We start from the raw sequence: 22291 nt of genomic DNA on the forward strand, positions 1-22291 counted from the left end.
GGGGGGCCCCCCCCCCGGGGGGGGCGGGCGGGGGGGGGGGGCGCGGCCGCCGGGCGGGCCCGCCCCCGGGGCGGGGGGCCGGGGCGGGCCGCCCCGGGCCGGGGGCGGGCGCCCGGGGCGGCGGGGGGGCCCGGGGGGGGGGGCCCCGGGGGGGGGCGCGGGGGGGGCCGGGGGCGCCGGGGGGGCGGGGGGGGGGGGGGGGGGGGGGGGGGGGGGGGGGGGGGGGGGGGGGGGGGGGGGGGGGGGGGGGGGGGGGGGGGGGGGGGGGCGGGGGCCGCCGGGGGGCGGCGGGGGGGGGGGGGCGCGGCCCCCCGCCCGGCCCCCGCCGCGGGGGCCGGGGGGGGGGGGCGGGGGGGCCGGCGGGGGGGCGGCCCCCCCCGGGGGGGGGCCGGCCCGGGGCCGGGGCCGCCGGCCCCCCCGGGGGGGGGGGGGGGGGGCGGGGGGCGGGGGGGGGGGGGGGGCGGGGGGGGGGGGCGGGGGGGGGGCGGGGGCGGGGGGGGGGGGGGGGGGGGGGGGGGGGGGGGGGGGGGGCGGGGGCCCCGCCGGGCGCGCCGGGGGCGGGGGGGGGGGGGGGCGGCGGGGCCCGGGGGGCGGCGGGGGGGGGGCCCGGGGGCGGCCGCGGGGGCGGCGGGGGGGGGGGCCGGGGGGGCGCGGGGGGGCGGGGGCCCGGGCCGCGCGGGGGGGGGGCCCGGGGGGCCGGGGCGGGGCCCCCGGGGGGGGGGGGCCCGGGGGGGGGGGGGGGGGGGGGGGGCCGGCCGGGGGGGGGGGGGGGGGGGCCGCCCGGGGGGGGGGGGGGGGCGGCGCTTCACTCAGCGACGATCCTGGAAGAAGTGTCGAAGAATATCACCGCAGGCGTCGGCGAGCACCCCGCCCCGCACCTCGGGGTGATGGTTCAGCCGGGGATGTCGGAGCAGGTCGTGCACCGAGCCCGCCATCCCGGCCTTGTCGTCCCACGCACCAAAGACCACGCGACCGACCTTGGCGAGGATGATCGCCCCGGCGCACTGGGCACACGGCTCGAGGGTCACGTACAAGGTGGCATCGGGGAGTCGATCACTCCCCAATGCGCCGAGTGCCCCGCGAATGGCGAGGCACTCGGCGTGGGCCGTCGGATCGCCGGACGCCACCGTGAGGTTGTGAGCGACGGCGAGCACTCGGTCGCCCACGCAGACCGCCGCGCCGACGGGGACCTCGCCTGCCGCCGCGGCCGCCGCGGCCTGCGCAAGCGCCAGCCGCATTCCTGCGAGATCGGCGGCCGAGGGTGGTGCTTCACCCACCCGCGGCCGGAACCCGCTCGAAGGTGAGTTGCTCGCCCACGACCGTGACCCGGATGATGTCGCCCTCCTCGTAGGCGCCCGCCAGCAGCTCCATGGCGATCGGGTTCTGCAGTTCGCGCTGAATGACCCGCTTGAGTGGCCGCGCGCCGTAGAGAGGATCGTACCCCGCGTCCCCGATCCACGACATCGCTTCGGGGGTCACGTCGAGGACCATTCCCTTCGCCGCGATCAGCGCGCGCAGCTTGCCGAGTTGCAGCGCCACGATCTGATCCAGGTCCTCGCGCGTGAGCGGATGGAAGACGATCACGTCATCCACGCGGTTGAGGAATTCGGGACGGAAGTGCCCCCGCAACTCCTCGAGCACCTTCGACTCGATCTCGAGCCATTCGACCGGATCGGGCTCGCGCACGGCGGTGATGTAGCGACCGCCGAGATTGCTCGTCATGATGATGACGGTGTTCCGGAAATCCACCACCCGTCCCTGGGAGTCGGTCAGCCGGCCATCGTCCAGCACCTGCAGCAGCAGATTGAAGACGTCGGGATGCGCCTTCTCGATCTCATCGAACAGCAGGACGGAGTACGGCCGCCGCCGCACCGCCTCGGTCAGCTGGCCGCCCTCTTCGTAGCCGACGTACCCTGGGGGTGCCCCGATCATCCGCGAGACGGCGTGCTTCTCCATGTACTCCGACATGTCGAGCCGCACCATCGCGCGTTCGTCGTCGAAGAGGAACTCGGCAAGCGCCCGCGCCGTCTCCGTCTTGCCGACACCGGTCGGACCGAGGAAGATGAACGAGCCGGTCGGGCGCGCGGTGTCCTGCAGCCCCGCCCGGGCCCTCCGCACCGCATTCGATACCGCGGCAATCGCCTCGGGCTGTCCGACGACCCGCCGGGCCAGCTCGGCCTCGAGGCGGGTCAGCCGCGCCCGATCGGATTCCAGCATCTTGGTGACCGGAATCCCCGTCCACTTGGCGACGACCGACGCGATGTCCTCGGTGTCCACCTCCTCGCGGAGATAGCGCGCCCCCTGCTGGGCATCGCCGAGCTTCGCCTCCTCGACGGTGAGGGCTCGCTCCAGCTCAGGAATGCGGCCGTAGCGGAGCTCACCGGCCTTCTGGAGATCGCCACTGCGCGTGGCCTGATCCACCTCGGCGCGCAGTTGCTCCACTTCGGCCTTCTTCTTCTGGATCTTCTCGATGGCAGACTTTTCGGACTGCCACTGCGCCTTCATGCCGGCACTCTTCTCCCGCTGCTCGGCGATCTCCTGCTCGAGGATCGACCGACGCTCGATGGACGCCTTGTCCTTCTCGCGCAGCAGCGATTGCCGCTCGATCTCGAGCTGCAGCACGCGCCGCTCGACCTCGTCGATCTCCTGCGGCAGCGAGTCGATCTCCATGCGGAGCCGGGCGGCGGCCTCGTCGATCAGGTCGATCGCCTTGTCCGGCAGGAAGCGGTCGCCGATGTAGCGACTGGAGAGCGTCGCGGCGGCGATCAGCGCGTTGTCGGTGATCCGGACGCCGTGGTGAACCTCGTACTTCTCCTTGAGGCCGCGGAGGATGGCGATGGTGTCCTCGACGCTGGCTCGCCGACGAAGACCGGCTGGAAGCGGCGCTCGAGCGCGGCATCCTTCTCGACATGCAGACGGTACTCGTCCAGCGTCGTCGCACCGACCACGTGCAACTCGCCGCGCGCCAGCGCCGGCTTCAGCAGGTTGGAGGCGTCGACCGCACCCTCCGCCTTCCCCGCACCCACCAGGGTGTGCAGTTCGTCGATGAAGACGATGTAGCGTCCCTCGGCATCGGTCAGTTCCTTGACCACCGCCTTGAGGCGCTCCTCGAATTCGCCGCGGAACTTCGCGCCCGCAAGCAGCAGCCCGATGTCGAGCGCCACGACCTCGCGATTGCGGAGCGAGTCGGGGACGTCGCCATTCACGATCCGCTGCGCCAGCCCTTCGACAATCGCCGTCTTGCCCACGCCGGGCTCGCCAATGAGGACGGGGTTGTTCTTGGTCCGCCGGGAGAGCACCTGCATCACGCGGCGCACTTCCTCGTCACGACCGATCACGGGATCGAGTTTTCCGTCCCGTGCCGACTGGGTGAGGTTGCGGGTGAAGCGCTCGAGCGCCTGGTACTTCTCTTCCGGCGTCTGATCGGTCACGCGATGCGACCCGCGCAGCTGGGCGAGCGCGTCGCGCAACTGCTTGGCGGTCAGTCCGGCGTCCTCGAGGAGACGGCGTGCGGTGGTGCCCTTCTCCTCGGTCAGCGCCAGCAGCAGATGCTCGGTGGAGACGTAGTCGTCGCCGAACTCCTTGCTGAGCTTCTCGGCGCGATCGAAGATCTTCGACAGGCCACGATCGATGGTCGGCTGGGTGTCACCACCCTCCTGCTTCGGAAAGGTGGCGACCTCGGCTTCGACCAGATTGCTGAGGCGAGAGACGGTCACCCCGGCCTTGCGGAGGAGCGGCGGCACGATGCCGTCGTCCTGCGCCAGCAGCACGGCGAGCAGGTGCGCATCGTTCACCACCGGGTTGCCGCGCTTGCCGGCGTGCTCGATCGCGTCCCGCACCGCTTCCTGCGCCTTCACGGTCAATCGTTCTGGTCTCAGCATCGGACATCCCTCCTGGGCTCTCGTGGAAGATGGCAAGGGACGCGCCGCGCCGCACCTGCCGGAATGGCCGAACCGAGATCCCTCAAGGTATCGGTGTATGTCCAAAACGCCGCGAGGGACGCACGGGCGTCCCTCACGGTTGGGTCACGATCAGCTTTCTGGTGCGTGGAGCCCGGTCATCCACGGCAAGCTGGAGGTAGTAAATCCCGGGCGGCGCAACGCGCGTTCCGCCATCAATGGTGCCGTCCCACACGGCCACGTAGGTCCCGCATCGCAACGGACTGTTGTCGAGCGGAGTGGTTCGCCGTCCCCGCAACCGCAACGCGGCCACCGGATTGGCAAGCACATTGTAGACCTTCACGCTGACGCGTGGAATGTGATCCTTGCGGCAGACCTCCGCATCGATGGCAAACGGAACGAGCGCCGCCGGGAGGACGGGGTTGGGGCGCGGCTCCTCGAGCGAGATCACGGGCCGATCGGACGACCGTTGGGCAACGGCTGGCCTGGTCACCACCCCGAGGAGCACCGCCACGACCACCGACCAGAGCAGTCGGCGCATGGAAACTCCTTCAGGCAACAGACATTGGTGGGTTCGAACAGGCCTCCGTCGGGTGACGGTTCGGGAATGGAACAGGTGAATAGTGTCACCTTGGGGCCTCCCGGGCCACTACCCCGCGCGCCGCCAGGCCTCCAGGGCGGGAAGCTCCCCATCGGCCAGGTGGTGGCCCACCCAGCGGGCCAGCAGCCGCCGATGGGCGGCCGCGTGGGGGGCGTCAAGCACCGGAAGGTCGGCACCCGGGGTCAGCAGGGCGACCACCGCGGCCCGGTCCTCGGCGGCCAGGCGAGCGGCGCCCGTCCCACGGGCACAGGCCTCACACAGGAAGCCGCCATCCCCGAGGGAGAAGGCCACCGCCCCCGGAGGCAGGTCGGCGCCGTCCCGGGCGCAGTGTTCAAGGGCCGGCCCGAGCCCGAGATCCCCGATCAGCCGCCAGAGCGCCCGCAAACCAACGACCTCGACGGCGTCCAGGGGAGCGAGCTCGATCAGCGCCACCGCCTGCCGGATGTCCTCGTAGAGGGGGGGATTGCCGACCGGCGGCACGAAGCGCACTGCCAACTCGGCCAGCGCCGAGGCAGCGTGGAACCGGCGCATGTCGTTCGCCAGCCCGCCATGCCACCCCGTCAGGTCGAAGGCGACCATGGTGTGGAGGTCGCCACCCCGCGATTGGAGCAGATGGGCCTGGCCCTCGCTGAGGAGTTGCAGGGAGGCGCCGAATCGGCTCTTGGGGCGCAGCGCCCCTTTGGCGATCGCGCTGAGCATCCCGAGATCGCGCGTGAGGAGCCGAACGATGCGCGAGGTTTCCCCGTAGCGAATGGACCCGAGGACGATCGCGGGAGTGATGGTCGGGGAGCCCGCCACCGGCTCAGTTCTGCAGTGGGAAGAGGTCGGCCTGGATCTCGGTAATGGCCGCGGCCACCGGGCAGACGCCGGTCGCAATCGTCCGGCGCTCGACCAGGTCGGCGCCGAAGACGCGGATACGGCCCGCGCTGCCGCCAACAGTGCAACTCCCCGCCTCGACGACGTAACTCCGCCCCAGCCCATCGCTCGTCAGACCGCGCGGCTGCAGCAGGGGAATGCCCGACCCGGCCCCGCGCTCCAAGGCGCGGGTCCGGGTGTTGAAGATCATCAGCCCCTCGGCGGCGCTCGCAATCAACAGGCGGTCGCCACCGTCGGAGACCATGAAGGACGGCGACACGCCGAGTCCGCCGAACGAGGCGACCTCGCGCTGACGGACCGGATCAACGGCCGAGAGGCGACCCTCGACCGAGCCGCCGTTGCCGGCGTTCAGCACGTAGAGGAGGCCATCACTGGAGGTAACGGCCGAGACCGCGTTCCCCGGACCGATGAGCGGAATGGAGTCGAGCGGATTCTTGCCGCGCTCGAACGGGGCGATCCAGCTGGCGTTGTTGGCGCAGGTGGCCTGCACCGGGTAACAGCCGAGCCGGTTGCCGTTCACGAAGAAGACCCTGCCACGCGCCATCCCGAACGCCTGCGGCCCCTGCGTCAATCCATTGATCTGTTCCGCCGCCCCCGCCGTCGTGAATCGGGTGACGAGGTTCGCCACCGGGGAGGCCGCATAGCCATCCCCTTCGTCGGAGAAGGCGATCGACGCGATCGGCGAGTTGTCGCCAAGCGAGGTGACGATCTGGGCAACGACCTGGTGCGTGACGAGATCGACGATGAGAATCAGGCCGCCCGCGTTCATGCCGACGGCGGCCTTGGTCCCGCGCACCGCGAGAGTGGTCGGGGAGCCCGGGGTGGTGCCGAGAGGAATATTGACCGTGGTGGCCGTCGAATCGACGGCCACCAGCCTGAGGTTGCGCTCCTGCTGATCGAGCACCACCAGCACTTCGGTGGGGAGCGACGTCGGCCCCGTGGTCGCCGCGCACGCGCCGAGGCAACTTGCAAGCAACAGGGTGGCGGGCCGTAGGCGCATGGTCACATTCCTCATGTCATCAATAGCGGAGCTGGGCCCCCACGAAGAGGGTGCGCCCGCGTCCGGGAAAACCGACCACCTGATCGTAGTCCGCATCGAACAGGTTTTCGCCCCGGAAGGTAAGCGCGGCGCCGGGAGATCCTGCCGCTGCGCGCCGGACCGGGAGCTCGAGGGAGAGGTCCACGGTAATGTAGGAGGGTAATGCGGTTCGGGTCGCGGGGAAATCCCGGTAATCGACGTCGTCCCGCTCCCCGATGTAGTTCAGGCTGCCACCCAGGGTCGCCCCTGCCCGCTGCAGCGTCGCGGTGACCCCGCCACTCGACGGCGGGCGTCGGAGCAGCCGTGCGCCCTGCTGGAAGGTCAGGGAGGAAGCCGAACCACTATCGGTGACTTCCGTGGCGAGCCGCGTCCAGTGCCCGCGGAGGGTGAGCCCTCCCTCGGCCCGAATGACCATCGATGCCTCGATCCCGCGACTCCGGGCCGCACCGAGGTTCACATACGTCGGCTGCCCCGGTGCGGCGTCGACATACTGAATCAGCTGCCTGAAACGCTGGTCAAAGGCGGTGACCTCGAGGGTGGCGCGACGGGTCAGTTGCCGGGCCAGGGCGACTTCCGCATTTCGAGTCCGCTCGGGGGCGAGCCCCGGATTTCCTATTTCATAGGGATCGGCGGCGAACAGTTCGGCGAAGGTCGGCGCCTTGAAGGCCGTGCCCACCGCTCCCCAGACGCGGGTCCCGGGGCGGAGCTGGATTGAGGCACCGGCACGCCAGGTGGAGAAGCGGCCGAATGCGGAGTTGTCGTCGAGGCGCGACCCCAGGTGGAGCGAGACGTTCCGGTGCGGCGTCGCCAGCAGCTGGGCATACGCATGTCGGGTGTTGCGGTCGGCGGAGAAATCGGTGGCATCGTCGAACGCGCCGCCACCGTAGTTCTGCCTGGTCCGGCCGGTGGAGGTGATCTCCTCCCGTTCAACGCCGCCACCGATCGACAGCGTCGCCTGCGGCAGCCGACGCCAATCAAGCCGTGCGTCGATGCCTCGCCGCCACGTCACGGCGCTGCGATCGCTGTCGAAGCCATAGCCGAGGGTGTCGGTCGGCGTGTCGGAGCGGTTGGTGGCGCCGGCACGGAGGCGCGACGCGAATCCCTGCACGGTCCCCGTGAGGAGCCGGCCAAGCGGGCGGCTCGCCTCGGCACCGAGGGAAAGGCGTCGTTCAGTGGTGCGCTGATTCCGATCGACGGGGACCCCCGCAAAGTCGGTCGGGTACCCCGCCGAGACATCGCCGCCGCGGGCCGTCACGGCAATCGCACCACCGTTGGCCGCGCGCCAATCGAGGCGTGCGGAGCCGACGCGGTTGTCGTAGTGACTGTTGAACGGATAGATCCCGTCGCTCGCGAAGCGCGAGGCGGCAACCGAGAGCCCGGTCTGTGCACTGCCCCCGCTGACCCGCGCGTTCCAGTCCCGCGCGCCGAACGTCCCGCGGCGGACCCCGAGCGAGCCGCTGCGCTCTGCCGACCCGTGGCGCGTGAAGAGTTGGATGACCCCGCTCATCGCATCGGCACCATAGAGCACTGACACCGGGCCGCGCACGACCTCGATCCGGTCGAGATCGTCCGTCGTCAGGTCGCCGATGTTGAGCGACCCGCCCGGAAGGTTGAGTGGCACGCCATCGAGGAGCACCTTGACGTAGTCGCTCTCGCCGCCGCGCAGGAAGAGCGACGTGACCGCGCCGTACGAGCCGTTCTGCACGATCGCGACGCCGGGAACTTCACGCAGGGCGTCCTGCACCAGGCGCACGCCCCGCGCGCGCAAATCGTCACCACGCAGGACGGTCGTCGCCGCAGCGACCGGCGCCGCGGTCGGCAGCCGAGTCGCGGTGACAACCAGATCGGCCAGCGCGGCGGTGTCACGCACCACGCGCTGGGCACTCGCCGTCGACACGGCGACCAGACAGGCGAACAAGCCGGGGAACGCCCGGCACACCAGAGACTTCATGGAGCAGGATCCTCTCGCAAAGGGGGAAGCGCCCGGCCGCTCTCGGCGGCCTCGGCGCGTCGCAATGGGACGACTTGCGGGGCACCGTCACACCACGAGGTGACGGCGACCGGCCAGCCGAAGACGGCGGAGATCACATCCTCGCGCAGGACTTCGGGCGGCCGACCCTCGGCGACCGTGCGTCCACGGTCGAGGAGGATCAGGCGATCGGCGAAGCGGGCGGCAAGGTTGAGTTGGTGCGTGATGACGAGCACGCCGAGTCCTTCGGCGGCGAGTCGGCGCAACAGTTCGAATATTTCCATTTCGTGCCCGACATCGAGCGCGGCGGTCGGCTCGTCGAGCAACAGGAGTCGTGGCGAGGCGACCAGTGCGCGCGCCACGCGCACCCGTTGCCATTCGCCGCCGGAGAGCGTGTCGACCCGACGATCCTCCAGCCCCGCGACGTCGCAACGGCGAAGCGTGGCAGCGACGGCGGCGTGATCGGCCTCCGCCACCGACGCGACCGGGCCGAGCCGCGACCAGCGGCCGAGCAGCACCGACTCGAGCACGGTGAGCGGAAAGGTGGACTCCTCGCGCTGCGGCAACGCGCCGACCATGTCGGCGAGATCGCGGCGCGACCAGGTCGCGATCCTGCGGCCATCGAGCTCGACCATTCCCGCATGCAGCGGCAGCAGCCCCAGCAGGGCGCGCAGCAACGTCGACTTGCCACTCCCATTGGGCCCGACCACGCCGACGATCTCGCCGGGCTCGAGCGTCAGCGAGACCGCGTCGAGCGCCGCCGTCGTGACGCCGGGATATCGAACGGTGAGCGCATCCGCGTGGAGCTTCATGCCAGACTCCGTCGCAACAGCACCGCGAAGAGCGGGACCCCGACCAGGGCCGTGATCACCCCGACCGGCAACTCTGCCGGGCGCACGACCGTCCGTGCCACGGCATCGGCCAGCACGGTGAAGGCGCCGCCGGCGAGGAAGACGGCCGGCAACAGGCGCCGATGCAGCGGCCCGACCAGGCCGCGAAGCGCGTGCGGGACCACCAGCCCCACGAAGCCGATCGTCCCGGCGACACTCACCGTGGTCGCCGTCAGGATCGAGGTGGTGAGGATGACGAGACGCCTGGTACGATCGACATCGGCGCCCAGCATCGCCGCGGTGTCTTCGCCGAGGGCGAGCAGATCGAGCGCCCGGGCGAGCCACCAGAGCAGGCCGAGCAGCGGCGTCGCGATCACCACGAAGCGCAGCACCGCGTCCCACGACGCACCGGCAAAGCCACCGAAGAGCCACACCGTTGCCGCGCGGAAGGCGAAGGGATCGGCGACCGCGAGGAGGGCGGTGGTCACGGCGCCCGCAAAAGCGGACACCACCACACCGGCGAGGAGGAGGACTCGCGGATCGAGGCGACGCCCGGCCACGGCGGTGATGCGATAGACGAGGGCGACCGCCGCCAGCGCGCCGATGGTCGCACTGGCGGACACGCTCCATCCGGCCGGCAGCCCCGCCACCACGCCGATCACCGCACCCAGCGCAGCGCCACCCGAGAGTCCGAGAAGCCATGGTTCGGCCAGGGGATTGCGCACCATCGCCTGCAACGCGGCGCCGCAGGCCGCGAGCGTGCCACCGACACCGAACGCCAGCACGATGCGCGGCAGCCGCAGCGAGCGGATGATGGCACCATCCTGCCCCGCTCCGTCGCGAAGCGCCGCCAGGACTGCGCCTGGGGTGAGGAGGACCGGGCCGACGAAGAGCGCCGCCACCATCGCGCCGAGCGCGCTCACCGCAAGTGCGGGGAGCGCATGGCGCATCCGGTGGGCGGCGCGTGGAGTCACGAAAAGGCCCGTCTCCGACATGGGGTCGTGGACGGGCGGGACGTGAGACGCAGATGGGCGCGGACGCACTGGTCCGCGGACTTCCACGACCACGCCACCATCCCCTCCCCCGAGGGTTTATTGGTGGCGCGAACGGAGAGGTCTCCTGGCTCCGGGCTCGTCGTTCGCCTTCCCGGGGGTACTACCCCAGTGGCGCAATGAACGACGTCTTACTGCTGCCCGTTACAGTGGCGGGGCCGCGCCGGCATTTCACCGGACTTCCGAGCTGCCCCATTCGCTGGTCTTCAATTGTGCCTCAAGCTACCGTTGCCGAATCAGGGCGGCAAGAGCGCGCGCACCTGCTCCTTCAAGGCGGCGCGCGCCGCCTGATAGTCGTGCCAGACGCCGGGGGCATGGGCGGCCTCACCACCCGCATGGGCCGCGTCGAGCCGGGCGATGGCGTCCAGGAGCTCGTCGACCGGTGACGGGGTCGTCGCGGTGGCAACGACTGCCTGCCGTGGCAGCGTCGCGCGACGCGCACTGAGCAGCGCCATCACGATGAGCCCGAGGGCAAAACACCCTGCCACCGCCTCGGCCACCCAGCCGGGCAACTGGCCGTCACCACCAAAGCGCAGCGCGATGGATCCGGGGGCCACCATGGCGCCCGTCCACCGGGTGTAGTGGCGGCCGTCGACGGTGGTGGTGTCGGCGCGCGCGAGCGGTGCGCCCGCTGTCGCGTCGGACTCCTCGAGCAGCACGTTCACCACCGGCGAGCCTTCCGCCCACGGCACGTCGAGGGCGCGGGTCGCCGGTGGGATCTGGTAGTGCACCAGGAGCTGTCGCTGCCCCGGTGGCACTGCCGCGTGCAGCTCGAGCGTATCGCCGTGGAATTGCACGGCCTCCTCAGCGAAGTCCGATTCGCCGAGGACGAGGTTCACTGCCGAACGCGGCATCAGGAACCGCCACGACGCGGCGGAGAGGTCCGGTGGCACGCGCGTCTGGTAGCCGTCGTTCGCCAGGATGAGCAGGTCGACGGCGCTGCGCGTCCCGTCGGCGGCCGGGGCGCTGATCACGAGATGCCGCGCGGCCAGGGCGATCGGCGCCGCGGAGGCACTGTCGGAGACGACCAGCGTGACGAGTGAGTCCCGCTGGCCATGGGCGCTGCCGATCGGCGTGGAGAAGTACTGCACGCCATCCCAGCGCGACGAGATCAACAGGATGGCCGTGGTGTCGGCAGGCTGGGCAAAACGAAACCGGCCATCGGTCCCGACGCGAACGGAATCGACCGGCCCCTGCTTTCCCGGGGTGACGCTGTGGAGCACGACCATGGCGCCCGTTGCCGCCACCGTGTCGCCGGGCGCCGCGACACGCACGACGCGGCCGGCCACCGTTCCTCCGGGGCCGGCCGCGCCGACGGCCATCGCCACGAGGGCGCTGGCAAGCAGTGACATCACCGGGTCAGGTGCCCGCGTCCCAGCTGGCGAGGTAGTGCTGCTGTTCGGCGGTGAGCGTGTCGAAGGCGGCGCCCATCGCGGCCATCTTGAGCGTCGCGATCTGGATGTCGACGGCCGGTGGGAGCTTGTGCACCTCGTTGCCGAGCTTGCCGGCCTGCAGCACGAGGTACTCGGCCGCGAGGGCCTGGTTCGCGAACGACATGTCCATCACCGACGCCGGGTGGCCTTCGGCGGCGGCGAGGTTGATCAACCGCCCCTCGCCGAGCACCAGGATCCGCTTGCCATTCACCACGAACTCCTCGACGAAGTCGCGGACGTGGCTGCGGTTGCTCGCCAGGCCGGCCAGCGATTCAAGGTCGAGCTCGACGTTGAAGTGGCCTGAGTTGGCGACGATCGCGCCGTCCTTCATCGCCGCGAAGTGTTCCCCGCGGATCACGTGGATGTTGCCGGTCAAGGTGCAGAAGAGGTCACCGAGTGGAGCGGCCTGTGCCATCGGCATCACCTCGAAACCGTCCATCTTGGCCTCGAGCGCCGCCACCGGATCGATCTCGGTCACGATCACCGTGGCGCCGGCCCCGCGCGCGCGCATGGCGAAGCCGCGTCCGCACCAGCCATAGCCAGCCACCACCACGGTGCTGCCGGCGAGGAGCATGTTGGTCGCGCGGATGATGCCGTCGAGGGTCGACTGGCCGGTGCCGTACCGATTGTCGAACATGTGCTTGGTGCGCGAATCGTTCACGGCGAGAATCGGGAAGCGCAGGATGCCTTCCTTCGCCATCGCCTTGAGCCGGATGACGCCGGTGGTGGTCTCCTCGGTGGAGCCCTTGACCCGCGCGACCATCGCCAGTCGTTCCTCGGGCGACAGCGCCTCGACCATCGCCTTGATCGGCGGCGCGAGGTCATCGAGGCGGCCGAGGGCCACCATCATCAGCGCGCCGACGAGATCGGCGCCGTCGTCCTGCGTGAGGTCGGGGCCGAACGCGAGCGCCTGCGCAAGGTGCGTGTAGTACGTCTCGTGATCTTCGCCCTTGATGGCGTAGACGTGCACCCCGTGATCGCGGACGAGGTGGGCCGCAACGTCATCCTGGGTCGACAGCGGATTCGACGCACAGAGCGCGATCTCCGCGCCGGCGGCCCGCAGGGTGATCATCAGGTTCGCCGTTTCGGTGGTGACGTGCAGGCAACAGGAGAGCTTGCGACCGGCGAGCGGACGCTCGGTGGCGAAGCGCGCACGAATCTGCCGCAACACCGGCATCGACCGTTCGGCCCACTCCGTGCGGCGCTTCCCCTCGTCGGCCAGGCCCAGGTCCTTGATGTCGTGCGGTGCGTCAATGGCAATGCTGGTCATGATGGTCCTCACGCCTTGACGGCGGTTCGAAGCTCGCGGACCCGGTCGGTCCGCTCCCAGGTGAAGCGCTCGACGCGCTGCGGACGATGGCCGGCATCTTCGTAGATCCCCTTTTCGTAGGGGCGGCCGAAGTGGCCATAGGCGGCGGTCGCGGAATAGATCGGCTGGCGCAGCTTGAGGTCGGCAATGAGCACGGCCGGGCGCAGGTCGAAGACCTCGCGCACCGCGCGCTCGAGCACCTCGTCCGGCACGACCCCGGTGCCGAACGAATTGACGAACACCGAGACCGGCCGTGCCACGCCGATGGCGTAGGCGACCTGCACCTCGCAGCGGCGGGCCAGCTTGGCGGCCACCAGGTTCTTGGCGACGTGGCGCACCGCGTAGGCCGCCGAGCGGTCGACCTTCGTCGGGTCCTTGCCGCTGAACGCGCCGCCGCCATGGCGCGCCATCCCGCCGTAGGTGTCGACGATGATCTTGCGGCCGGTGAGGCCGGCGTCGCCGTGCGGGCCGCCGATGACGAAGCGACCGGTCGGGTTGACGAGGAACTTGGTCTTGCTGCTGTCGAAGCCGAACTCCTCGAGCACCGGCACGATCACGTCCTCGACCATCGCACCCTGGATCGTCTTCTGCGACAGCGACCGATTGCCGACGCGGTCGGCATGCTGCGTCGAGAGCACGACCGTCTTCACGCCGATCGGGCGATCGCCCTCGTACTCGACCGACACCTGCGTCTTGCCGTCGGGCCGGAGCCAACCATGCCGGGGAATCCCCTTCCCGCCCCGGCGCACGGCCGCCAGCCGCTCCGCCAACCGGTGCGACAGGACGATCGGCAGCGGCATCAGCTGCTCGGTCTCGTCGGAGGCGTAGCCGAACATCATCCCCTGGTCGCCGGCGCCCTGGTCGTCGGGGCCCTTGCCGTCCACGCCCTGGGCAATGTCGGGCGACTGCCGGTCGATCGAGGAGAGGACGGCGCAGGTCCGGTAGTCGAAGCCGAACTGCGAGTCGGTGTAGCCGATCCGCTCGATCGTGGCGCGCACGATGTCGGCGATGTGGACGTAGGCTGACGTGGTGATCTCGCCGGCCACCACGGCCATGCCGGTGGTGACCAGTGTTTCACAGGCCACGCGCGCCGCGGCGTCGCGGGCGAGAATGGCGTCGAGCACGGCATCGGAAATCTGGTCGGCGACCTTGTCGGGGTGCCCTTCCGTGACCGATTCGGACGTGAAGATGTGGCGTGCGGCCGATGACATCGGGCCTCGCGAATGGAGTGAAGACCTCACGGGGAACGCGGCAAGCTAGTGCCCGTCGAAGGGTGCGGCAACGCGCCGGCCGGATCGACCAGCCGGAGGTCGAGGTGACGGCCCACCGCCTCGCGGAGGATCGTCTCGACGGCGCTGGTTGTGGTGGCCTCGGCGGCCGCCTCGGCCGCCTCCCGCGCGGCCGACATCGGCATGTTCCGGACCACCCACTTCACCAGCGGGATCGACGGCGGGGCAATCGAGAGCCGATCATAGCCGAGGCCGAGGAGCAGGACCGCCGAGATCGGGTCGGAGGCCATCTCGCCGCAGACGGAAGAAGGAATTCCGGCGGCCGCGGCCGCGAGGCGAACCTGGCGCAGGGCACGCACGACGGCCGGATGGAGCGGCGAGAAGCGGGCCGCCAAGCGGGCATTGCCCCGATCAACGGCGAGCGTGTACTGGGTGAGATCGTTGCTGCCGACGCTGAGGAAGGCCGAGACCTGGGCGAACTCCGCCGCCAAGGTCACCGCGGCCGGGGTCTCGATCATCACACCGACCGGTATGTCCGCCGCGGCCCGAATGCCGTCCCGCCGCAGCGATTCGGCCTCTTCGGCGAGGATGGCGCGGGTCTCGAGGACCTCGTCGAGCGAGATCACCAGCGGCAGCATCAGCCAGAGGTCGCGATCGGCGGCGGCGCGCAGGATTGCCCGCAACTGCGGCCGGAAGAGCGCGGGTTCGTCCAGGCAGACGCGGATCGAACGCCAGCCGAGGAAGGGGTTGGCCTCCTGCGGCGAGGCGAAGGCCGCGGGAAACTTGTCGCCGCCGAGGTCGTAGCTTCGCACCACCACCGGCTGGCCCGCGAAGGCGGCCCCGACCCGGCGATAGTACTCCGTCTGCTCATCCTCGGTCGGCAGGGTGGCACGCCCGGAGACCAGGAATTCGGTGCGCAACAACCCGACCCCTTCCGCACCGTGGCGCAGTGCCGGCTCGACCTCCTCGGGAAGGTCGACGTTGCCCTGCAGCTTGATGCGGACCCCATCCGGCGTCTCGGCCGGCGACGACGCCATCCCCTCGAGTTGCAGCTCGAGCTTGTGGCGTCGAGACGCCTGCAGCCGTGCCACTTCGAGTTCGTCGTGCGTGGGATCGACGATGATCACGCCGCTCTGGCCATCGAGCAGGACGATCGCCCCCTCGGCGATGCGATCGAGCGCGCGCGGCACCCCCATCACCGCGGGAATCCCGAGCGAGTGTGCCAGGATCGCGGCGTGCGAGGTGCGGGTGCCTTCCTCGCAGATGAAGCCGACCACGTGCTCGCGGTCAAACTGCACCGTCAGTCCGGGCGACAGCTCGCGCGCGAGGATGACGACCTGCTGGTCGATCTCGCCGAGCCACGCCTCATCGGTGGCCCGCCCGAGCAGGTGGGCCAGCATCCGGAGCTGGATGGCGTTGAGGTCGGCGAGGCGATCGCGCAGCATCGCCTGACGCGATCCCTGCCAGGCGTTGCGCAACTCGAGCGCCTTGAACTCGTAGGCGGTCTCGGCCGAGAGATTGTTCTTGCGAATCAGCGTCTCGACGCTGGCGATGAAGGTCGGGTCCTGCACCATCATCATCTGCGCATCGAAGATGCGCGCCTCCTCGGGGCCGGCGCGCACCGCCGTCCGATCCCGCAACTGGGCGAGCTGGCCCAGCACCGCCGCGACGGCCTCATGCAGTCGGGCAATCTCGGCGTCGTGCTGATCCGGTGAGACATTCCGATCCGGCACCTCCGGGAACGACCAGCGCACGGCGACGACCGGGGCGAACGCCACCCCGGGCGAGACACCGACCCCGCGAAGCACGCGCTCGCTCATCGTTCCCCGAAGCCGTCGGCGATCAGGGCGAGCACGGCCGTCATCGCCGCGTCCTCGTCGGGGCCCGTGGTGCGCACCTGCACCACCGCCCCACACTCGGCGGCGAGCATCATCACCCCCATGATGCTCTTGCCGTTCACGGATTGGCCCTGGCACGACAGCTCGATTTCGGACCCGAAGGTCGCGGCGAGGCGCACGACCTGGGCAGCGGGTCGAGCGTGCATCCCCAGCGGATTCACGATCACGGCCTCGCGTTCAATCACCGGAAACCTCCGACGACGAGGAGCGCGACTGCCACGAGCGCCAGACCGAGGCGGAGCCCGGTGACGCGGGACCGCGTCCCGGGGGCAATCGCGAGGAGCGCACCGACGATCCCGATCGAGGCGATGGCCAGCGTATGGGTAATGGTGACTTCACGGAGCAGATAGGCACCAACAACCGGGATGCCGAGTCCGACGGCAAAGGCAGCGACGCGCTGCGCATCATCGGCGCGCGCAGGGAGCCACGAACGCTGCAACGCCCCGCCCACCCCGAGTCCCTCGCGCATCCCGAGATCGAGGCCCCACACCGTCAGGGCGAGGCGCATGCAGTTGTGGGCGATGACCGCCACCAGCACGGCATAACCACCGAGCCAGGGCGTGGCGGCCAACGCGAAGCCGATCAGCGCCGGCACCTCGCCAGCCCAGATGAGCTGGTCGCCCATCGCGCCGAGCGGGCCGGACAGCGCGGTGCGCAGTCGGATGATCGTCTCGCCGGGGACGTGGTCGCGCTCGGCGCGCACCACCGCACCGACCGCCACACCGGCGAGGTAGGGATGCGAATTGAAGAACTCGGCGGAGCGGGCAACCGCGGCGCGACGCACCTCGGGCGGTTCATCGGCCAGATAATGACGCAGCAGCGGGGTCGCGGCGTGACCCACGCCGATGCCCGACATCCGCTCGTAGGTCCAGGCGGCCTGCACGCCGAGCAGCCGGAGGACGGCCTGTTGGCGCGGGGTCATCGCCCGAGCACCAGCAGGAGTCCGGTCGCCAGGCCGACCGCAAGCCAACGGCGGCGCGCACCGGCACCACCACTGCGCAAGGCGCCGCCAAGGGACGCGGCGATCCCACCTGCGACCGTCGCCTTGCCGACGAGCCCCATCTCTGGAAACGCATCCCAAGGGAAGGCCATGGCGAGAAAGATGACGCCAAGGCCCACGGCCCCGAGGAGGACGCCGCGAATGCCATCGCGGGCGAGCCCGTTGCGCTGCAATTCCCAGATCGCGCGTGCATCGCCGGCGGCCACCCGTTCCAGGCGACGGTGGATCGATTGCGCCGTGCGCCGACGGTGCACATGGAGGGTCCAGCCCCCGAGAATCGCCAGCGGCAATCCAATGATGCCGGCCACCGCCAAGGTCGGGGCGGCTGGCGTCAACGCGGCGGCGGCCGCGGCACTGACGGCTGCGGCACCGTAGTCGGGATAGCGAGCGGCACCGATCGGCAACACGTCCAACGCGTACAGCTCCAGGACCGCTCCGACCAGCAGGCCCGCCGTGGTGTCCCCCGCCAGCATCCCGGCGACTGTGCCCGCCACCAGCGGTCGGGCCAGCAGCCCCTGCGGCATGGAGACGAGATCCACGGTGACGAGGATGCTCCAGAGCGAGAGGACGACGGCGAGGGTCCAGCTCACAGGAAGTCCGCCAACGGGACCGGAGGAGACGTCGGCAGATCCTGCGCCGTGATGGCCGCGCCATCGGCGGCGAGCCGTCTGAGGATCGCCATGTCGGCGTCATCGAGATAGAGGTAGCGCAGCCGCTCCACGCGATCGGCGCGATGATGAATGCCGCCGAGATTGATGCGATGGGCGACGACCGGCTCGGCGTCGTGCAAGGCCGCCATCGTCGCGAGGTCGCCGGTCAGCAGGATGCCCGCGCGCGGGTCCGCGGCCCACCCCACGAGGGAGGCGGTGGCTTCTGCCGTGCTCGCAAAGATGATCTCGACTCCGTCGGGTACGGCCATCCGGTAGAGGTCCTGCTCCCAGGTGCTGGCGCGAACGCCGTTGTCGACCAGCACGATGAATCGCGCGGCAAGCGGTCGGCCCCAGCCGATCACGACCTGCCCATGCACCAGGCGGTCATCGACGCGGAGCAGGACCAGCGCCATCAGCGAGCGGCCACCGCACGGGCCCCGACTTCGGCCACATGGGCCGCCACGTCATCGACCGCGCCTTCGCGATGGAACACGAACTCCAGCAGCATCGCCAGGTTGACTCCGGTGACCACGCGGACCCCCGACATCGTCTGCAACTGGCGCATGGCGGCAAAGAGGCACGAGCCGCTCGGCATGTCGATGAAGACCAGCGCCGGCCCGCCATCCACCGCGGCGACGATGCGTGCCTCGAGGGCGCCGCGGTCGCAGTCGGTGTTCGACACGGCCACCAGCCCCGTTTCGACGCCGGCGATCTGCTCCACCGCGCCGAGCATGGCCTGGGCCAGCTGCCCGTGCCCCACGATCACTCCCCGCAGCATGGTCATTCGAAGTCGTCCCGCAGGTATTCGCGCACGCCGCGCTTTTCCCGCATCTTCTTGATGAGGCGCTCATTGAAGGCGGCGGCGACGTCCACCCCGCTGTAGCGCAGCAGATGCATCATGGCCACCACCTCGGCGATCACGGTGATGTTCTTTCCGGGGTTGAGCGGCACGATCACCTTGGGGATCGGCACTTCGAGCACGACCTGCGTGTCGCGCTGCAGCCCGGTCCGGTCGGCACCCTGCGCCGTCTCCCAGTCCTCCAACTGCACGATCACTTCAATCCGCTTCTGCTGACGCACCGACCGCGCGCCGAAGAGCGCGGGGATGTCGATCAGCCCCACGCCGCGGATCTCCATGTGGTGCGCCGCCAGCTCGTGGCCCTGCCCGAGAAGGACGTCGGTGCCGCGTCGGGTGACCTTGACCACGTCGTCCGCGACGAGGCGATGGCCCCGTTCCACGAGGTCGAGCACGCACTCGCTCTTGCCGATGCCGGACCGGCCCACGAAGAGGAGTCCGACACCATAGACGTCCGAGAGCGAGCCGTGCAACGTGGTGCGCGGCGCGAAGGCGTCCTCGAGCATCGGCTTGATGCGCTTGTAGAACTCGGCGGTCTTGAGTCGCGTGCGGAGGACCGGCACGTGCCGGCCGCGGGCCAGGTCGAGCATCGGCTCGGGCGGCTCCATCCCCTTGGTGATGAAGACGCAGGGGAGGTCGTACTGGAAGAAGCCTTCGAGCGCCGCGGTGCGGACTTCGGGAGCGAGCGACGCGAGATAGCTGATCTCGGTCTCGCCGAGCACATGCAGGCGATCGGGCATGAAGCGACCGTGATACCCCGCGAGCGCGAGGCCGGGCGAGGCAATCTCGGCATCCGGCACCAGGCGGTCCAGGCCGAGCTCGCCCGTCAGCGGCTCCAGTTGGAGCGTGTCGCCGGCGGCCAGGAAATCACGGAAGCGCATCGTTCCCCCTCAGCCCACGAATGACGGCGGCGGGATCCGCCCTGCCACGAGATCCATCAGATGGTGCTCCACCTGGTCGGCGGCCGAGTCCCAGGTCAGCTGCTCCGCGTGCTCGCGCGCGGCGGCGCCAAGGGTGGCCACCAATGCCGGATCGTCGGCGAGTCGGCACATCGCCGTGGCCATCGCCGACACATCGCCGTGCGGGACCAGCAGGCCGGTGATACCGTCGCGCACCGAATCGCGGAGTCCCGGCGAGTCGGAGGCGAGCGACGGGGTGCCACACGCCGCCGCCTCCATCACGGTGATCCCCCACCCCTCCTTCGGGGAAGGAAACACGTTCGCCACGGCCCCCCGCAAGAGCGCCAGCTTGGTGGCCTCATCGACGAAGCCAAGGAATCGGACGGCATCGCCGAGTCCGAGGGTCTGGGCGAGGGCCTCGAGGCGCGGACGGTCGTCGCCACTCCCCGCGATGTCGAGCGAGAGGTCGGGCCGATGGCGCCGGGCCTCGACCAGGGCCCGCAGCAGCAACTCGACGCCCTTGTACCGCTTGATCCGCCCGACATAGACGAAGCGCGGGGGCTGGCTCCTCCCCACCAACGGCGCCGGCGTGAACCGCACCGAGTCCACGCCGGGATAGACCACGGCGATGCGTTCCCGAGGCACACCACGGGCCACCAGGTCGTCCCGAGTGGAGTCCGAGATGGCGTGGAACCAGGCGCGGCGGTAGAGCCAGGGGATCGGTCGTTCCGCCAACCACACCATGGCCGCCATCGGCCAGCTCACTTCCTGGAAGGCGGTGGTGCCGAAGAGATGCGGAACCAGCGTGTAGATGGGGAGCGCGGTGAGCGTGGCCGTGAAGAGCGGCAGCTTGTTCACGTCATCGACGAGGACATCGGCCGGTTCGCTGCGCAGCGCGCGCCGGACGGCACCGCGACCCACCAGCGCGAAGCTGTGGCGATCGCCGTGCCGATGCACCTCGATGCCGTCCACCATTTCCACGACGGGGGCGCCTTCGAAGCCCGAGCACACCAATCGAACCCGGTGCCCCCTCGCCGCCAACCTCGAGAAGAGCTCGAAGAGGTGGATCTCCGCGCCGCCGGCATGCGGATTCCGCAGGTCCTGCCAGTTCACGAGGAGGATGTTCACGGCCGATGGCCCTACAACCGACCCAGGTCGCGAGCCACCCGGTCCAGCACCCCGTTGATGAACGAGGGCGCCTTCGGACCAGCGAAGCGGTGGGCCAGCCAGATCGATTCGTCGAGCACGACCTTCGGCGGCACCACGCCGAGCATCAACTCGTGGATGCCCAGCCGCAAAATGTTGCGCTCGACGGAGGCGATCCGGTCGAAGCGCCAGTGCTCGGTTGCGCGCGCGGCCACCTTGTCGATCGCGTCGCGCTGCAGCATCACGCCCTCCACGATCGCCACCGCCTCCTCGTGCAACGCGGGTTCAGGGCCGGTCAGTCGTGCCAGGCCGCTCGAGGCGGCGTTCTGGTCGCCGTCGCCCACGGTCTCGAGGACATAGAGGAGCTGCAAGGCACGCGCGCGTCGCTTCGTTTCTGGTCGCAGCATCACTCGCTGTCCGGTTCGAGTTCCAGCTGCATCAACAGATCTGCCGCGCGCAGTGCTGCTTCGGCCGCTTCCTGCCCCTTGTTGCCGGCCGCGCCACCGGCACGCGCCACCGCTTCGTCCATCGTGTCACAGGTCAGCAGCCCGAAGCCGACCGGCACGAGGGTCTCCGTCGCCGCACGTGACAGCGCGGCCGCCGTTTCGCCAGCGACGAAGTCGAAGTGCGGCGTCTCGCCCCGGACGACTGCCCCCAGCGCCACCACCGCCGAGTACCGCCCGCTGTGCGCGGCCGCCATCGCCGTGACGCCCAGTTCAAATGCGCCACTGACCCAGAGCGTGTCGACGTCCTCGTCGGCAATGCCGGCTTCGAGGCAGGTCGTGCGAGCGCCATCCAGGAGGCGTGAGGTCACCCGTTCGTGATAGCGGGAGACGATGATCGCCACCCGCCCGATCGCGTGCAGGCGTCCACTGTATTCGGGCATCAGCTTTCTCCGAGGAAATGGCCCAGCTTGTCGCGCTTGGTCTCGAGATAGGCGCGATTCTCGTCGGTGGTGTCCGCCACCAGCGGCACGCGTCCCACGATCTCGAGGCCATAGCCGTCGAGCGCCACCATCTTCCGGGGATTGTTCGTCATGATCCGCAACGTCGTGAGGCCCAGGTCGCGGAGGATCTGTGCCCCGATGCCGAAGTCCCGCTGGTCGGGCTTGAAGCCGAGGCGCTCGTTGGCCTGGACGGTGTCGTCGCCCTCGTCCTGCAGTGCGTAGGCGCGGATCTTGTTCAGCAACCCGATCCCCCGCCCTTCCTGATCGAGGTAGACGATCACTCCCGCTCCCTCGGCCACGATCTTCGCCATGGCGCGGTGCAGCTGCACGCCGCAGTCGCAGCGCAACGAATGGAAGACATCACCGGTGAGACACTTGGAGTGCATCCGCACCAGGACGTTTTCCTTCCCCTCGACGTCGCCGTGCACCAGCGCGACGTGCTCGGCATCGTCCACGGCATTGCGGTAGCCGATCACACGCCACTCGCCCGACTCGGTCGGCAGCCGCGCCTCGGCGAGCCGCTCGACGAGTTGCTCGGTGCGCAGGCGGTACGCCACCAGTTCGGCCACGGAAACCAGCGTGAGGCCATGCGTGTCGCAGAGCTCGCGCAACTGCGGCAGCCGCGACATCGTGCCGTCGTCGCTGAGGATCTCGCAATG

The 22291-nt window shown here is 70.3% G+C and carries 21 protein-coding genes, 1 pseudogene and 1 riboswitch; all 22 genes and pseudogenes read right to left on the bottom strand.

Annotated features, from left to right (window positions below; genetic code table 11):
• Positions 1-809 precede the first annotated feature (809 nt).
• Positions 810-1238 carry a nucleoside deaminase gene (locus IPP98_08970; protein MBL0179239.1) on the bottom strand — a complete coding sequence of 143 codons (429 nt, stop codon included), beginning with the start codon at positions 1236-1238 and terminating at the stop codon, positions 810-812.
• A 31-nt stretch (positions 1239-1269) separates the two neighbouring features.
• A pseudogene (gene clpB / locus IPP98_08975) lies at positions 1270-3881 on the bottom strand (ATP-dependent chaperone ClpB).
• A 133-nt stretch (positions 3882-4014) separates the two neighbouring features.
• Complete coding sequence (locus IPP98_08980; protein ID MBL0179240.1) at positions 4015-4440, bottom strand: hypothetical protein; 426 nt, start codon at positions 4438-4440, stop codon at positions 4015-4017.
• A 108-nt stretch (positions 4441-4548) separates the two neighbouring features.
• Positions 4549-5298 carry a DNA repair protein RecO gene (gene recO / locus IPP98_08985; protein MBL0179241.1) on the bottom strand — a complete coding sequence of 250 codons (750 nt, stop codon included), beginning with the start codon at positions 5296-5298 and terminating at the stop codon, positions 4549-4551.
• A 4-nt stretch (positions 5299-5302) separates the two neighbouring features.
• Positions 5303-6376, bottom strand: a complete 1074-nt coding sequence (locus IPP98_08990) for a hypothetical protein (GenBank protein MBL0179242.1) — start codon at positions 6374-6376, stop codon at positions 5303-5305.
• Positions 6377-6395: 19 nt separating this feature from the next.
• Positions 6396-8366, bottom strand: coding sequence for a TonB-dependent receptor (locus IPP98_08995; protein MBL0179243.1), 1971 nt, complete (start codon positions 8364-8366; stop codon positions 6396-6398).
• Positions 8363-9196, bottom strand: coding sequence for an ABC transporter ATP-binding protein (locus IPP98_09000; protein MBL0179244.1), 834 nt, complete (start codon positions 9194-9196; stop codon positions 8363-8365). The genes IPP98_08995 and IPP98_09000 overlap by 4 nt, the downstream gene beginning before the upstream one ends.
• A complete protein-coding gene (locus tag IPP98_09005) occupies positions 9193-10188 on the bottom strand; it encodes an iron ABC transporter permease (GenBank protein MBL0179245.1) in 996 nt (331 codons plus the stop codon). The genes IPP98_09000 and IPP98_09005 overlap by 4 nt, the downstream gene beginning before the upstream one ends.
• Positions 10189-10306: 118 nt before the next feature.
• Positions 10307-10490, bottom strand: a riboswitch (cobalamin riboswitch).
• Positions 10491-10502: 12 nt separating this feature from the next.
• A complete protein-coding gene (locus tag IPP98_09010; protein MBL0179246.1) occupies positions 10503-11618 on the bottom strand; it encodes a hypothetical protein in 1116 nt (371 codons plus the stop codon).
• 7 nt (positions 11619-11625) lie between these two features.
• Positions 11626-12969, bottom strand: a complete 1344-nt coding sequence (gene ahcY / locus IPP98_09015; GenBank protein ID MBL0179247.1) for an adenosylhomocysteinase — start codon at positions 12967-12969, stop codon at positions 11626-11628.
• Between the two features lie 8 nt (positions 12970-12977).
• A complete protein-coding gene (locus IPP98_09020; protein ID MBL0179248.1) occupies positions 12978-14219 on the bottom strand; it encodes a methionine adenosyltransferase in 1242 nt (413 codons plus the stop codon).
• A 26-nt stretch (positions 14220-14245) separates the two neighbouring features.
• Positions 14246-16045 (bottom strand): phosphoenolpyruvate--protein phosphotransferase, encoded by a 1800-nt coding sequence (gene ptsP / locus IPP98_09025; GenBank protein MBL0179249.1) that lies wholly within the window; start codon positions 16043-16045, stop codon positions 14246-14248.
• An 8-nt stretch (positions 16046-16053) separates the two neighbouring features.
• Positions 16054-16320: an HPr family phosphocarrier protein gene (locus IPP98_09030; GenBank protein MBL0179250.1), complete on the bottom strand. Its 267-nt coding sequence runs from the start codon at positions 16318-16320 to the stop codon at positions 16054-16056.
• Positions 16317-17057 (bottom strand): PTS system mannose/fructose/sorbose family transporter subunit IID, encoded by a 741-nt coding sequence (locus IPP98_09035; GenBank protein ID MBL0179251.1) that lies wholly within the window; start codon positions 17055-17057, stop codon positions 16317-16319. Before IPP98_09035 ends, IPP98_09030 begins: the two co-directional genes overlap by 4 nt.
• Positions 17054-17725 (bottom strand): PTS sugar transporter subunit IIC, encoded by a 672-nt coding sequence (locus IPP98_09040; protein ID MBL0179252.1) that lies wholly within the window; start codon positions 17723-17725, stop codon positions 17054-17056. The genes IPP98_09035 and IPP98_09040 overlap by 4 nt, the downstream gene beginning before the upstream one ends.
• A complete protein-coding gene (locus IPP98_09045) occupies positions 17722-18198 on the bottom strand; it encodes a PTS sugar transporter subunit IIB (GenBank protein MBL0179253.1) in 477 nt (158 codons plus the stop codon). Before IPP98_09045 ends, IPP98_09040 begins: the two co-directional genes overlap by 4 nt.
• Complete coding sequence (locus IPP98_09050) at positions 18198-18569, bottom strand: hypothetical protein (GenBank protein MBL0179254.1); 372 nt, start codon at positions 18567-18569, stop codon at positions 18198-18200. Before IPP98_09050 ends, IPP98_09045 begins: the two co-directional genes overlap by 1 nt.
• Positions 18566-19522, bottom strand: coding sequence for an HPr(Ser) kinase/phosphatase (hprK, locus tag IPP98_09055; protein MBL0179255.1), 957 nt, complete (start codon positions 19520-19522; stop codon positions 18566-18568). Before hprK ends, IPP98_09050 begins: the two co-directional genes overlap by 4 nt.
• A 9-nt stretch (positions 19523-19531) precedes the next feature.
• A complete protein-coding gene (locus tag IPP98_09060) occupies positions 19532-20668 on the bottom strand; it encodes a glycosyltransferase family 4 protein (GenBank protein MBL0179256.1) in 1137 nt (378 codons plus the stop codon).
• 11 nt (positions 20669-20679) lie between these two features.
• Positions 20680-21093, bottom strand: a complete 414-nt coding sequence (gene nusB, locus IPP98_09065) for a transcription antitermination factor NusB (GenBank protein ID MBL0179257.1) — start codon at positions 21091-21093, stop codon at positions 20680-20682.
• Positions 21093-21575, bottom strand: a complete 483-nt coding sequence (locus IPP98_09070) for a 6,7-dimethyl-8-ribityllumazine synthase (protein ID MBL0179258.1) — start codon at positions 21573-21575, stop codon at positions 21093-21095. Before IPP98_09070 ends, nusB begins: the two co-directional genes overlap by 1 nt.
• On the bottom strand, positions 21572-22291 hold a 720-nt coding region (gene ribA, locus IPP98_09075; protein MBL0179259.1), incomplete at its 5' end, for a GTP cyclohydrolase II. The genes ribA and IPP98_09070, both read right to left, overlap by 4 nt.

Source organism: Gemmatimonadota bacterium (assembly GCA_016720805.1).
Classification (GTDB): Bacteria; Gemmatimonadota; Gemmatimonadetes; order Gemmatimonadales; family GWC2-71-9; genus Palsa-1233.